The sequence below is a fragment of the Streptomyces sp. NPDC008092 genome (assembly GCF_042957285.1).
GTDB lineage: Bacteria > Actinomycetota > Actinomycetes > Streptomycetales > Streptomycetaceae > Streptomyces.
The window spans coordinates 191787-206201 of record NZ_JBIBHY010000006.1 but is presented as its reverse complement, the minus strand read 5'-3'; the positions used below and the strand labels follow the sequence as shown (position 1 = coordinate 206201).

The following is a 14415-nucleotide window of genomic DNA, read 5'->3' as shown; positions in this document are numbered from 1 at the left end:
TCAGCGCCGGTTCACTCCCAGTCCCAACCGATCCCCAGCAGGCCCGGCCGTACCCGGGGCTCGACCAGGTGGACGGAACGGTGCAGTCCGCTCAGTGGCAGGGTCTGCCGGCCGCTGCGGGGGGCCGCCGTGGAGTGCTGGGCGAACCGGTGGCAGCGGGTCGGCAGTGCGTCGGCGGCGAAGCGCACCTGAAGGGTGTACTGGCCGCCGGGAAAGCCGAAACCGCGGACGTACTCGCGTGAGACACCGGCCGTGCCGTCCTCGACGGCGTAGCGGAAGAGGAAGGTGTCGCCGGAGCGCAGACGTGTGCCGAAGAGGAGTTCGGCGACGAGGAGGCCGGTCTCCTGGTCCGAACGGACGCGTCCCGCGCGGCAGTTCTCCAGCGCGCGGACGGTCATGTGCTGCGGGGCGCACCCGGGGTCGCCGTGGTGGACGGCCACGAAGCGGTCGACGCCGTCCCGGTGGGCGCGCACGATGTGCTGCGACTCGCGGGCGGCCAGTTCACGGTGGGTGCCTATCCGCACCCGTTCGTGGTGTCCCAGGGTGTGCAGGCCGCCGTCGAGGGACCAGCCGAGCTCGGCCTGCATCCGGTCGAGGACGTCGCAGGCCTCAAGCAGGGAGCGGTAGGAGCGGGCGGCGGGGCGGCGCACGGCAGGCTCCTGGTCGGTGGTCTCCGCGAGCAGCCGGATCAGGGACTCGTCCGGGAGCTGGAGGATCTCCTCCAGCGCGCGGACGGCCCGCAGCGACTCCGGGCGCTGCGGCCGGCGGGCACCCTGCTGCCAGTAACTCAGGCTGGTGACGCCCACTTTTACGCCGTAGCGGGACAGGTGGTGCTGCACGCGCTGGAGCGGCAGCCCGCGGGCGGCGATCGCGGCGCGCAGGGCCACATGGAAGGGGCCGCCGCGCAGGGCCGAGTCCAGTTCCGCGGTCGCGACGTCCGCGTGCTGTGTGCCGTGCCGCATGCAGAGGGCCTTTCTGTCGGGGGGTTCAACGGCTGGTCAGGCCGTTGGCGCGGTTCGGGGCCACCCCGTCGGCGCCGGGGCGGCCGTACCTGGGCACGCCGCGTCCGCAGGCCGTCGCTCACGGCCCCGAGTTCCACCGCATTGAAGCGTGTTGACCAATCCCCGACAACACCTTCGGCCGGTCGGGGGCGCCCACCTGGCCGGGGTGCGACCCCGTTCACCGGCGGGACCGTGCGGGTGCGGCCGCGCCACTCTCGGCCAGGAGGCCGGAGATCGTTCGTGGGTGAAGGGTCGATTTGGGGAGGAAGCAGAGCAAGATCCGTCACGATCCGCGGAGCGGCGCCGAACCGGTCGTGCACCGGGCCCGCGCCCGCGGTATGCCGGAACGGCACGCCATGTCGTGGAGGTGTCCGATTTCGCGATCCGCTGTCCAGCCGGGCAGGGGCAGGGGCAGGGGCCTGGGCCTGGGCAGAGACAGGGGCCGCGGGCGGGCGGCCACGGGGCTGGGCGCTTGCCCAGCGTCGCGGAGTCCCGGTGTCCCCGCTGTCCCGCCGCCCGTCCCGCCGGCGGTTGTCCACAGGCTCGTCGCGGTGTCGGTGCTCGCCAGTAGGGTGTGAGACATGGCCGACCCCTCCAGCTACCGCCCCAAGCCGGGACAGATCCCGGACTCTCCCGGGGTGTACAGGTTCCGTGACGAGCACCGCCGGGTGATCTACGTCGGAAAGGCGAAGAGCCTGCGCCAGCGCCTGGCGAACTACTTCCAGGACCTGGCGAGCCTGCACCCCCGTACCCGGACGATGGTCACCACCGCGGCGTCCGTGGAGTGGACCGTGGTGTCCACGGAGGTCGAGGCGCTCCAGCTGGAGTACTCCTGGATCAAGGAGTACGACCCCCGCTTCAACGTGAAGTACCGCGACGACAAGAGCTACCCCTACCTCGCGGTGACGATGAACGAGGAGTTCCCGCGGGTCCAGGTGATGCGAGGTCACAAGAAGAAGGGTGTGCGCTACTTCGGGCCGTACGGCCACGCGTGGGCCATCCGGGACACCGTCGACCTGCTGCTGCGCGTGTTCCCGGTGCGCACCTGCTCGGCAGGGGTGTTCAAGAACGCCACCCGCACCGGCCGCCCCTGCCTGCTCGGCTACATCGGCAAGTGCTCGGCCCCCTGCGTCGGCCGGATCGAGCCGGAGGAGCACCGCGAACTGGCCGAGGATTTCTGCGACTTCATGGCCGGCCGCACCGGTACCTACCTCCGCCGTCTGGAGCAGCGGATGACGGAGGCCGCCGAGGAGATGGAGTACGAGCGGGCCGCCCGGCTGCGCGACGACATCGAGGCCCTGAAGAAGGCCATGGAGAAGAACGCGGTCGTGCTCGCCGACGCGACCGACGCCGACCTCATCGCCGTCGCGGAGGACGAGCTGGAGGCGGCCGTCCAGATCTTCCACGTGCGCGGCGGACGCGTGCGCGGTCAGCGCGGCTGGGTGACGGACAAGGTGGAGGACGTCACCACCGGGGCTCTCGTCGAGCACGCCCTCCAGCAGCTCTACGGCGAGGAGACCGGCGACGCCGTCCCCAAGGAGGTGCTGGTCCCGGCGCTGCCCGAGCCGGTCGAGCCGGTCCAGGAGTGGCTCACCGGCCGCCGTGGGGCCAATGTCTCGCTGCGCATCCCGCAGCGCGGCGACAAGAAGGCGCTGATGGAGACCGTGCAGCGCAACGCGCAGCAGTCGCTCGCCCTGCACAAGACCAAGCGTGCCTCCGACCTCACCACCCGTTCGCGCGCGCTGGAGGAGATCGCCGACGCCCTGGACCTGGACAGCGCCCCGCTGCGCATCGAGTGCTACGACATCTCGCACCTCCAGGGCGACGACGTGGTGGCCTCCATGGTCGTCTTCGAGGACGGCCTGCAGCGCAAGAGCGAGTACCGCCGCTTCCAGATCAAGGGCTTCGCCGGCCAGGACGACGTGCGCTCCATGCACGAGGTGATCACCCGCCGCTTCCGCCGCTACCTCGCCGAGAAGGAGCGGACCGGCGAGTGGGTGGAGGACGGCGCCGAGGACGCCCTCACGGAATCCGGCGCCACCGGGGAATCCGGCGTCCCCGCGGGCCCCGGCGCCCCCACGGCCTCCGCCGGTACCCCCACGGCCTCCGAATCCCGAACCCGCAGCCTCACCGGGGCCGACTCTGACGCCGCCCCCGCCCCGGACCCCGACGACGCCCCCGTCAACGGTTTCAAGGACGAGGACGGCCGCCCCAAGAAGTTCGCCTACCCGCCCCAGCTCGTGGTCGTCGACGGCGGTCAGCCGCAGGTCGCCGCCGCCAAACGGGCGCTCGACGAGCTAGGGATCGACGACATCGCCGTCTGCGGCCTCGCCAAGCGCCTCGAAGAGGTGTGGCTGCCCGAGGACGACGACCCGGTGGTCCTGCCCCGCACCAGCGAGGGCCTCTACCTGCTCCAGCGGATCCGTGACGAGGCGCACCGCTTCGCCATCACCTACCAGCGCACCAAGCGGGCCAAGCGCTTCCGTTCCAGTCCCCTGGACGACGTGCCGGGGCTCGGCGAGACCCGCAAACAGGCGTTGATCAAGCATTTCGGCTCGGTGAAGAAGCTGCGATCCGCCACAATCGAGCAGATCCAGGAAGTACCCGGGATAGGCCGCAAGACGGCCGAGACCATCGCCGTGGCCCTCGCCCAGGCGGCCCCGGCCGCACCCGCCGTGAACACGGCGACCGGAGAGATCATGGATGACAGGGAAGACGAGGCGCCCGAGACGACGGCGGACGCCTCGGGGGAGCCCGTACCCGCGGGCGCCCCGGACGATCGACGGGGCCAGGAGAGATGACCGAGCGCGACGCACACCCCACAGCACAGCGAGATCCGGCGTTCAGCGAAACGCAGGGTGAGCCCGAGGAAACGCACAACGAGTCGGGCCAGGATCAGCCGCAGGAGGCGCAAGCCGAAGCGGTCCAGGAAAACGGAGCAGAAGTGAGTACGGACGCCACCGCTGCCGGGGTGCCCGAGGCGGCCATCCCCGAGCTGGTGATCATCTCCGGCATGTCGGGAGCCGGCCGGTCGACGGCGGCGAAGTGCCTGGAGGACCTCGGCTGGTTCGTCGTGGACAACCTCCCGCCGGCCCTCATCCCCACCATGGTCGAGCTGGGCGCCCGCTCCCAGGGCAACGTGGCGCGGATCGCGGTCGTGGTCGACGTGCGCGGGCGGCGCTTCTTCGACAACCTGCGCGAGTCCCTCGCCGACCTCGACAGCCGGTCCGTCACACGCCGGATCGTCTTCCTGGAGTCCTCCGACGACGCCCTGGTCCGCCGCTTCGAGTCGGTGCGCCGCCCGCACCCGCTGCAGGGCGACGGCCGGATCGTGGACGGCATCGCCGCCGAGCGGGAGCTGCTGCGCGAGCTGCGCGGCGACGCCGACCTGGTGATCGACACCTCCAGCCTCAACGTGCACGAGCTGCGCGCCAAGATGGACGCCCAGTTCGCCGGCGAGGAGGAGCCCGAGCTGCGGGCGACGGTGATGTCGTTCGGCTTCAAGTACGGCCTGCCGGTCGACGCCGACCTGGTCGCCGACATGCGGTTCCTGCCCAACCCGCACTGGGTGCCGGAGCTGCGCCCGTACACCGGACTCAACGAGGAGGTGTCGGCGTACGTCTTCAACCAGCCGGGCGCCAAGGAGTTCCTCGACCGGTACGCCGAGCTGCTGCGGCTGATCGCGACCGGGTACCGGCGTGAGGGCAAGCGCTACGTGACGATCGCCATCGGCTGCACGGGCGGCAAGCACCGCTCGGTCGCCGTGTCCGAGAAGCTCGCCGCCCGCCTGGCCGCCGAGGGAGTGGAGACCGTAGTCGTGCACCGGGACATGGGGCGCGAGTGACCGAGCGCAGTCCACGGCTGAGCAGGCTGCGGCGGATGGTGCCCGAGTCCCGCACAGGCCGTCCCGTCGAGGCCCGCGGTGCCCGGCCGCGTCGCCGCGGTGCCCAGCCCAAGGTGGTCGCCCTGGGCGGCGGCATGGGCCTGTCCGCCTCGCTCGCCGCCCTGCGGCGGATCACCGGCGACCTCACCGCCGTCGTCACCGTGGCCGACGACGGCGGCTCCAGCGGGCGCCTCCGCGACGAGCTGGGTGTGCTCCCGCCGGGTGATCTTCGCAAGGCGCTCGCCGCCCTGTGCGGTGACGACGACTGGGGGCAGACCTGGGCCCGGGTCATCCAGCACCGCTTCCAGTCCAAGGGCGACCTGCACGAGCACGCGGTCGGCAATCTGCTGATCGTCGCCCTGTGGGAGCAGCTCGGCGACCACGTCCAGGCACTGGACCTGGTGGGCAGGCTGCTCGGCGCGCACGGGCGCGTGCTGCCGATGTCCGCCGTGCCGCTGGAGCTGCAGGCCCTGGTCAAGGGGCACGACCCGGAGCGGCCCGAGGAGGTGGACCTGGTCCGCGGGCAGGCCACCGTGGCGCTCACGCCCGGCGAGGTGCAGTCCGTGCACCTGGTGCCGCACGACCCGCCGGCCGTGCCGGAGGCGGTGGCGGCCGTCCTGGACGCGGACTGGGTGGTGCTCGGCCCCGGCTCCTGGTTCTCGTCGGTGATCCCGCACCTGCTCGTCCCCGATCTGCTGGACGCGCTCACCGAGACCAAGGCCCGTAAGGTCCTCTCGCTGAACCTGGCGCCGCAGCCGGGAGAAACCGAAGGGTTCTCACCGCAGCGTCATTTGGAGGTTTTGGGGCGACACGCCCCTAAACTCGCCCTGGACGTGGTGCTGGCCGACGAGGCCGCCGTGCCCGACCGCGACTCGCTCACCGAGGCCGCCAAGCGGCTGGGAGCCGCGGTCGAGCTGAGCCCCGTGGCCCGGACCGACGGTTCACCCCGGCACGACCCGGAGCTGTTGGCCGCCGCGTACGACCGTATTTTTCGGATGCATGGAAGGATCGGCCCATGGCGATGACGGCAGCGGTGAAGGACGAGATCTCCCGGCTACCCGTCACCCGGACCTGCTGCCGGAAGGCGGAGGTCTCCGCCATTCTGCGGTTCGCGGGCGGCCTCCACCTGGTGAGCGGGCGCATCGTGATCGAGGCGGAGCTGGACACCGCGATGGCGGCCCGGCGCCTCAAGCGGGACATCCTGGAGATCTTCGGCCACAGCTCCGAGCTGATCGTGATGGCACCCGGCGGGCTGCGCCGCGGCTCCCGGTACGTCGTACGGGTGGTGGCGGGCGGCGACCAGCTGGCCCGCCAGACCGGGCTGGTGGACGGCCGGGGCAGGCCGATCCGGGGCCTGCCCCCGCAGGTCGTCTCCGGGGCCACCTGCGACGCTGAGGCGGCCTGGCGCGGCGCCTTCCTGGCGCACGGCTCGCTGACCGAGCCCGGCCGCTCCTCCTCCCTGGAGGTGACCTGCCCGGGCCCGGAGGCCGCGCTCGCGCTGGTCGGCGCCGCCCGCCGGCTCTCCATCGCCGCGAAGGCCCGCGAGGTGCGCGGGGTGGACCGGGTGGTCGTCCGTGACGGTGACGCGATCGGCGCCCTGCTGACCCGGCTGGGTGCGCACGAGTCGGTGCTGGCCTGGGAGGAGCGCCGGATGCGCCGCGAGGTCCGCGCCACCGCGAACCGCCTCGCCAACTTCGACGACGCCAACCTGCGCCGCTCCGCCCGCGCCGCCGTCGCGGCCGGAGCCAGGGTCCAGCGCGCCCTGGAGATCCTCGGCGACGAGGTGCCCGAGCACCTCGCCGCGGCCGGCCGGCTGCGCATGGAGCACAAGCAGGCCTCCCTGGAGGAGCTGGGCGCGCTCGCCGACCCGCCGCTCACCAAGGACGCCGTCGCCGGCCGGATCCGCCGTCTGCTCGCGATGGCCGACAAGCGTGCGTCCGATCTGGGTATCCCGGGCACCGAGGCCAACCTCTCCGAGGAGCTGGCCGACAACCTCGCAGGCTGAGGCACCGTCAGCCGGCCGGTGCCGATGGCCGCGACGGTCGTCGGCACCGGTGTTTGCGTCCCTTTTAAGCCACCGTGAACTGGCCATGAGGCGCCCTTGACTGGATCATGAAGTGTCATGAGCCTGGCATGAGTTCGCCGCCGTGGCGGACCACTGCTAGGGGGGTTCATGAGACACAGAGCGAGATCGATCCTCGCTGTCGGCGCGCTCCTGATCGGCTCGGCCGCGCTCGCACCCATCGCCCAGGCGCAGACCGGAAGTTCCGGGAGGCCCGACCCCGACCAGGTCAAGGTCTTCCGCGCCGACGTCACCAAGAAGCAGATTCCGCTCCTGCTCGAAGCCGGGCAGGACAGCCACGAACTCGGCGACCAGGTCACCGGATCCGGCAAGACGGAAGTCGAGCTGTACCTCACCGACCAGCAGGCGAAGAAACTGGAGAAGCAGGGCGTCGACCTCACCGAGCACACGGTGTCGGCCAAGGCCGAGGCGCGGGTCGAGGGTGCCTCGCAGGGCGTGTTCCGCCCGTACAGCGGCGCCGGCGGGCTGGAGGAGGAGATCCTCGCCACCGCGCAGGCCAACCCCGGCCTCACCAAGGTCGAGTCCATCGGCAGGACGGTGAACGGCCAGGACATCCTCGCGCTCAAGCTGACCAAGGGCGCGAAGAGTTCGAAGGACGGCTCCAAGCCCTCCGTGCTGTACGTGTCCAACCAGCACGCGCGCGAATGGATCACGCCGGAGATGACCCGCCGGCTGATGCACTACTACCTGGACAACTACAGCACCGACAAGCGCGTCAAGAAGATCGTCGACTCGACCGAACTGTGGTTCGTGCTGTCCGCCAACCCCGACGGCTACGACTACACCTTCCAGAACTCCGACACCCGCCTGTGGCGCAAGAACCTGCGGGACGTCAACGGCGACGGTGTCATCAGCACGGGTGACGGCGTCGACCTCAACCGCAACTTCGGCTACAAGTGGGGCTACGACGACGAGGGTTCGTCGCCCAACCCCACCAGCGAGACCTACCGCGGCGCGAGCCCCGAGTCCGAGCCCGAGACCAGGGCGCTGGACGCCTTCGAGAAGCGAATCGGGTTCACGTACGGCATCAACTACCACTCCGCCGCCGAGCTCCTCCTCTACGGCGTCGGCTGGCAGGTGGCCACCCCGACCCCGGACGACGTCCTCTACAAGGCGCTGGCCGGCACCCCGGACAACCCGGCGATCCCCGGCTACCACTCGCAGGTCTCCTCGGAGCTGTACACCACCAACGGCGAGGCGGACGGCCACGCGTCGAACGTCAACGGCATGGCGATGTTCACCCCCGAGATGTCGACCTGCCAGACGGCCTCGGACATCGACCCGAACGACGCCTGGAACGCCGCCGACTGCCAGTCGGTCTTCAACTTCCCGGACGACGAGAAGCTGATCCAGGACGAGTTCGCGAAGAACATCCCCTTCGCGCTCTCCGTCGCCGAGACCGCCGCCCACCCCGACCAGCCGGTCTCCTCGGTCGGCCTGAGCGCCGCCGACTTCACCCCGGCGACGTTCTCCACGTCGTACTCGCGCGGCGCCGACCAGGAGGTCTCCGTCGTCGTCCGCAAGGCGGTCCGCGACAAGGAGCTCAAGTACCGCGTCGACGGGGGCCGCACCCAGGACAGGAAGCTCAAGGCCTGGAAGGGCGGCGAGACCTACGGCGGCGCCGACAACCTCTACTTCGACGAGTACCGGGCCAAGGTGAAGGACGGCGACCCGGGCGACAAGGTCGAGGTGTGGTTCACCGGTGAGACGAAGAGCGGCAGGAAGGTCTCCAGCTCGCACTTCACGTACACCGTCGCCGAGCGGCCCAAGGCGGACACCCTGGTGGTCGCCGAGGAGGGCGCCAAGGCCACTCAGGCGCAGACCTACGTCGACGCGCTGAAGGCGGCCGGACGCAAGGCGGTCGTCTGGGACGTCGCCACCCAGGGCGCGCCCGACGCGCTCGGCGTGCTGAAGCACTTCAGGACGGTCGTGCACTACTCGGGTACGAGCGGCCCCGGCAACGACACCCAGCTCCAGCTGCGCGCCTACCTCAACGAGGGCGGCAGGCTGATCGAGGCCGGCGAGCTGGCCGGCGGCAGCGTGAACCTCGGCGACGGCACCCCGTCCAACGACTTCAGCCAGTACTACCTGGGCGCCTACTCCCGTACGTCGACGCCCGGAGCCACCGGCTTCACCGGCACCGGTACCCTGGACGGCTTCAGCGGACCCCTGAGCGGCACGTCCGCCAACCCGCTCGACAGGGCCGGGACCTACGCCGTCACCTCCGACGAGCTGTCGCCCGCCACGTACCCCCAGTTCGCCAGCGCGGGCGCGGGCCAGTTCGCCGGGACCGTCAACCCGTACGGGCCGTACTCCGGGTCGTACATGGCCGCGGCCGTCCACACCGACGACGCCTACAAGCGCCTCACCCGCACCGTCGACCTCACCGGTGTCACCGCGTCCCAGCAGCCGGCCCTCAGCGCCAGGCTGTTGTGGGACACCGAGCCCGGCTACGACCACGCGGTCGTCGAGGCGCACGTCGTCGGCAGCGACGACTGGACGACCCTGCCCGAGAAGAACGGCGCCACCAGCAGCACCGTGCCGAGCGAGTGCGGGGCGGGCTTCCTGATCGCCGAGCACCCGTGGCTCAAGCACTACCTGACCATCGCGGACAACCGGTGCACCGCGAGCGGCACCAGCGGCGCCTGGAACAGCTTCACCGGCAAGTCGGCGGGCTGGCAGCCGGTGAGCTTCGACCTGAGCGCCTACGCCGGCAGGAGCGTCGAGATCTCCATCGGCTACATCACCGACCCGAGCACCGGCGGACACGGCGTCCTCGTCGACGACGCCTCGCTCGTGGTCGGCGGCACGGCCACCGAGACCGAGGGCTTCGAGACCTCGCTCGGCCCCTGGAGCGTCACCGGCCCGCCCGCGGGCAGCCCGGCCGTCCTCAAGGACTGGGAGCGGACCGGAGTGCTGTTCAAGACGTACGGAGCGGTCACCACCGACCGCACCGTGCTGCTCGGTTTCGGCCTGGAACAGGTCACTTCCGCGGCCGATCGTGCCGCTCTGGTGAAGAAGGCGTTGACAGTACTCGACAACTGATGCCGACGGCACTCGACAAGTGAGCCGACCCGCTCACGAACGAGTGAAACCACGGTAAAAACAGGCCGACATTCCCTTTCGAAACCGGGTAATTCGACCACCGATCCGAGACGGTCCGTACCCCTACTGGCGGGTACGGACCGCCTCGCCGTGTATGGGGCATCTGGATGTCACCGCGGGAGCCTCAGGGAGGTAGGGTCATGGGTGGTCGGGGACATCCCAAATACAGCTCGCCGGCACCGCATGGCCGGCGTACCAACGAGGAGATCGGTTCGTGACGATCCGCGTAGGCATCAACGGCTTCGGTCGTATCGGTCGCAACTACTTCCGCGCGCTGCTGGAGCAGGGCGCTGACATCGAGATCGTGGCTGTCAACGACCTGGGTGACACCGCGACCACCGCGCACCTGCTGAAGTACGACACGATCCTCGGCCGCCTCAAGGCCGAGGTGTCGCACACCGCCGACACGATCACCGTCGACGGCCACACCATCAAGGTGCTGTCCGAGCGCAACCCCGCCGACATCCCGTGGGGCGACCTGGGCGTCGACATCGTCATCGAGTCGACCGGCATCTTCACCAACAAGGAGGACGCCGCCAAGCACATCGCGGGCGGCGCCAAGAAGGTCCTCATCTCGGCTCCGGCCAAGAACGAGGACATCACCATCGTGATGGGCGTCAACCAGGACAAGTACGACGCGGCCAACCACCACGTCATCTCCAACGCCTCCTGCACCACCAACTGTGTGGCGCCGATGGCGAAGGTCCTCGACGAGAACTTCGGCATCGTCAAGGGCCTGATGACGACGGTGCACGCGTACACCAACGACCAGCGCATCCTGGACTTCCCGCACAAGGACCTGCGTCGCGCGCGTGCCGCCGCGGAGAACATCATCCCGACCACCACGGGTGCCGCCAAGGCGACCGCGCTGGTCCTCCCGCAGCTCAAGGGCAAGCTGGACGGCATCGCCATGCGCGTCCCGGTCCCGACCGGCTCCGCCACCGACCTGGTCGTGACCCTGCAGCGCGAGGTCACCAAGGACGAGGTCAACGCCGCGTTCAAGAAGGCCTCCGAGGACGGCGACCTGAAGGGCTACCTGGCGTACACCGAGGACGAGATCGTCTCCTCGGACATCGTCGGCGACCCGGCCTCCTGCACCTTCGACTCCTCCCTGACCATGGTCCAGGAGGGCAACACGGTGAAGATCCTCGGCTGGTACGACAACGAGTGGGGCTACTCCAACCGCCTCGTCGACCTCACGGTCTTCGTCGGCGACCAGCTCTGATCGGCCGAACAGGCAGCACGATGCGGTAGCAGGGCTCGGGCAGCGCACGGTCGCGCCGCCCGGGCCCTGACGCACGTAAGGATCGACCCGACGACATACGGTTCGATCAGTCCTCGTACGATCAAGAGCCCTCCTGTAGGAGTCCCCAACCATGAAGACGATCGACGAACTCCTCGCCGAAGGGGTCGACGGCAAGCGGGTCTTCGTCCGTGCCGACCTCAACGTGCCGATGGCCGACGGTCTCATCACCGACGACGGTCGCATCCGTGCCGTTCTGCCCACCGTCAAGGCCCTTGCCGACGCGGGCGCCAAGGTGGTCGTCGCCTCCCACCTGGGCCGTCCCAAGGGCGCCCCGGACCTGAAGTTCTCCCTGCTCCAGGCCGCCGAGCGGCTCGCCGAACTGCTCGGCGCCCCGGTCGCGTTCGCCCAGGACACCGTCGGTCCCGCCGCCCACGACGCGGTGCGGGGCCTGGAGCCCGGCCAGGTCGCGGTCATCGAGAACCTGCGCTTCAACGCCGGTGAGACCTCCAAGGACGACACCGAGCGCGGCGAGTTCGCCGACCAGCTCGCCGCCCTCGCGGACGTCTACGTCGGCGACGGCTTCGGCGCCGTGCACCGCAAGCACGCCTCCGTCTACGACCTCCCGGCCCGGCTGCCGCACTACGCCGGCTACCTGATCGCCACCGAGGTCGGCGTCCTGAAGAAGCTCACCGAGGACGTCCAGCGGCCGTACGTCGTGGTGCTCGGCGGCGCCAAGGTCTCCGACAAGCTCGCCGTGATCGACCAGCTGCTCGGCAAGGCCGACCGCATCCTCGTCGGCGGCGGCATGGTGTACACCTTCCTCAAGGCCAAGGGCTACGAGGTCGGCAGCTCCCTCCTCCAGGAGGACCAGCTCGCGACCGTCACGGAGTACCTGGAGCGCGCCGAGAAGACCGGTGTCGAGATCGTCCTGCCGGTCGACACCCTGGTCTCCGCCGCGTTCCCGGACCTGTCGGCCAAGGCTCCGTCCCACCCGTCCACGGTCCCCGCGGACGCCATGCCGGCCGGCCAGATGGGCCTGGACATCGGCCCGGAGACCAGCAAGCTGTACGCCTCGAAGCTCGCCGACGCCGCCACCGTCTTCTGGAACGGTCCCATGGGCGTCTTCGAGCACCCGGACTACGCCGCGGGCACCCGGGCGGTCGCCCAGGCCCTCGTCGAGTCCAAGGGCTTCACCGTCGTCGGCGGCGGGGACTCCGCAGCCGCCGTGCGCATCCTCGGCTTCGACGAGAACGCGTTCGGACACATCTCGACCGGTGGCGGCGCCTCCCTCGAATACCTAGAGGGCAAGACGCTCCCCGGCCTCGCCGCACTGGAGGACTGACCCCGTATGACCACTCGCACGCCGATCATGGCGGGCAACTGGAAGATGAACCTCAACCACCTCGAGGCCATCGCGCACGTCCAGAAGCTCGCCTTCGCCCTGGCCGACAAGGACTACGAGGCCGTCGAGGTCGCCGTCCTGCCGCCCTTCACCGACCTGCGTTCCGTGCAGACCCTGGTCGACGGCGACAAGCTCAAGATCAAGTACGGCGCCCAGGACCTCTCGGCGCACGACTCCGGCGCCTACACCGGCGAGATCTCCGGACCCATGCTGGCCAAGCTGAAGTGCACGTACGTGGTCATCGGCCACTCCGAGCGCCGCCAGTACCACGCCGAGACCGACGAGATCGTGAACGCCAAGGTCAAGGCCGCCTACAAGCACGGTCTGACCCCGATCCTGTGCGTCGGTGAGGAGCTGGACGTCCGCGAGGCGGGCAACCACGTCTCCCACACCCTCGCCCAGGTCGAGGGCGGTCTCAAGGACCTCCCGGCCGAGCAGGCCGAGTCCGTCGTGATCGCCTACGAGCCCGTGTGGGCCATCGGCACCGGCAAGGTCTGCGGCGCCGCGGACGCCCAGGAGGTCTGCGCCGCGATCCGCGCCAAGGTCGCCGAGCTGTACAGCCAGGAGCTGGCCGACCAGGTCCGTATCCAGTACGGCGGCTCCGTCAAGGCCGGCAACGTGGCCGAGATCATGGCGCAGGCCGACATCGACGGCGCCCTGGTGGGCGGTGCCTCGCTGGACGCGGACGAATTCGTCAAGATCGTGCGCTTCCGCGACCAGTGATCGGGGTGAGCGAGTAGGCCCCGGGGGCGATCCGTCGTACCCTTGCGGGGACAAGGCGGTCAGCTGCCTTGTCCCCGTGGTTCACCACAGTCGTTCATCCGCATCCGAGAGAGTTGGTCCAGCCGTGGTTTTGGGGTTCTCGATCGCCCTGATCGTCTTCAGCCTGCTGCTGATGCTGCTGGTGCTGATGCACAAGGGCAAGGGCGGCGGCCTCTCCGACATGTTCGGTGGCGGTATGCAGTCCTCCGTCGGTGGCTCCTCGGTCGCCGAGCGGAACCTGGACCGGATCACCCTGGTGATCGGTCTGCTGTGGCTCGCGTGCATCATCGTCCTCGGCATCCTGATGAAGACGAACAGCTGATCCGCGACTCGCACACACGCACAATCTGTACGTAAGGCCCCATGTTCGGTACGCGCACCTGAGCGCGGCCTATCATGGGGCTTGCGTCTAGGTGCTGGGGCGGTAACTCCCACCACTGGACGCGCGTTGGGCCTTACGTAGACTGAGGCGCTCGCAACGAAGCGACACGCCGACTCGCTTCGCGGCACCATCACGCAGGGAGTTACGACCGTGGCAAGTGGCAACGCGATCCGAGGTAGCCGGGTCGGGGCGGGGCCGATGGGCGAGGCCGAGCGCGGCGAGTCCGCGCCGCGTCTGCGCATCTCCTTCTGGTGCTCCAACGGGCACGAGACGCAGCCCAGCTTCGCCAGCGACGCGCAGGTGCCCGAGACCTGGGACTGCCCGCGCTGCGGCTTCCCGGCCGGTCAGGACCGGGACAACCCGCCGGACCCGCCGCGCACCGAGCCGTACAAGACGCACCTCGCGTACGTACGGGAGCGGCGCAGCGACGCGGACGGCGAGGCGATCCTCGCCGAGGCGCTCGCCAAACTGCGGGGCGAGATCTAGAAGTTGGACCGGCCGGGAGCCTGCGGGCGCCCGGCCGGAGCTGTCTCCGCGGCCGGTGCCGGGTA

At 70.1% G+C, this 14415-nt stretch carries 11 protein-coding genes; 10 read left to right on the top strand and 1 reads right to left on the bottom strand.

The window, feature by feature from the left end; genetic code table 11:
- Nucleotides 1-11: 11 nt before the first annotated feature.
- A complete protein-coding gene (locus tag ACFZB3_RS20875; RefSeq protein WP_391377126.1) occupies nt 12-962 on the bottom strand; it encodes a hypothetical protein in 951 nt (316 codons plus the stop codon).
- Nucleotides 963-1582: 620 nt separating this feature from the next.
- Between ACFZB3_RS20875 and uvrC the strand changes: the two genes are divergently transcribed.
- The 10 genes from uvrC to ACFZB3_RS20825 all read left to right on the top strand — a co-directional run bounded on the left by uvrC (nt 1583) and on the right by ACFZB3_RS20825 (nt 14350).
- On the top strand, nt 1583-3802 hold the full coding sequence (gene uvrC, locus ACFZB3_RS20870) for an excinuclease ABC subunit UvrC (RefSeq protein ID WP_391377125.1): 2220 nt from the start codon (nt 1583-1585) through the stop codon (nt 3800-3802).
- Nucleotides 3799-4845, top strand: a complete 1047-nt coding sequence (rapZ, locus tag ACFZB3_RS20865; RefSeq protein WP_391377124.1) for an RNase adapter RapZ — start codon at nt 3799-3801, stop codon at nt 4843-4845. Before uvrC ends, rapZ begins: the two co-directional genes overlap by 4 nt.
- Entirely contained in the window at nt 4842-5909 is a 1068-nt protein-coding gene (yvcK, locus tag ACFZB3_RS20860) for a uridine diphosphate-N-acetylglucosamine-binding protein YvcK (RefSeq protein WP_362581372.1), read from the top strand. The genes rapZ and yvcK overlap by 4 nt, the downstream gene beginning before the upstream one ends.
- On the top strand, nt 5900-6889 hold the full coding sequence (gene whiA, locus ACFZB3_RS20855; RefSeq protein WP_030642347.1) for a DNA-binding protein WhiA: 990 nt from the start codon (nt 5900-5902) through the stop codon (nt 6887-6889). The genes yvcK and whiA overlap by 10 nt, the downstream gene beginning before the upstream one ends.
- 168 nt (nt 6890-7057) lie before the next feature.
- A complete protein-coding gene (locus tag ACFZB3_RS20850) occupies nt 7058-10012 on the top strand; it encodes a M14 family zinc carboxypeptidase (protein ID WP_391377123.1) in 2955 nt (984 codons plus the stop codon).
- 274 nt (nt 10013-10286) lie between these two features.
- A complete protein-coding gene (gene gap, locus ACFZB3_RS20845) occupies nt 10287-11297 on the top strand; it encodes a type I glyceraldehyde-3-phosphate dehydrogenase (protein ID WP_089100930.1) in 1011 nt (336 codons plus the stop codon).
- Nucleotides 11298-11448: 151 nt separating this feature from the next.
- Complete coding sequence (locus ACFZB3_RS20840; RefSeq protein ID WP_391377122.1) at nt 11449-12660, top strand: phosphoglycerate kinase; 1212 nt, start codon at nt 11449-11451, stop codon at nt 12658-12660.
- A gap of 6 nt (nt 12661-12666) precedes the next feature.
- Complete coding sequence (gene tpiA / locus ACFZB3_RS20835) at nt 12667-13443, top strand: triose-phosphate isomerase (protein WP_391377121.1); 777 nt, start codon at nt 12667-12669, stop codon at nt 13441-13443.
- A gap of 130 nt (nt 13444-13573) precedes the next feature.
- Nucleotides 13574-13804 (top strand): preprotein translocase subunit SecG, encoded by a 231-nt coding sequence (gene secG, locus ACFZB3_RS20830; protein WP_177233337.1) that lies wholly within the window; start codon nt 13574-13576, stop codon nt 13802-13804.
- A 210-nt stretch (nt 13805-14014) separates the two neighbouring features.
- The gene (locus ACFZB3_RS20825) at nt 14015-14350 is read left to right on the top strand and encodes an RNA polymerase-binding protein RbpA (protein ID WP_003976875.1); all 336 of its coding nucleotides are present in this window, start codon (nt 14015-14017) and stop codon (nt 14348-14350) included.
- The last annotated feature ends 65 nt before the right edge of the window (nt 14351-14415 follow it).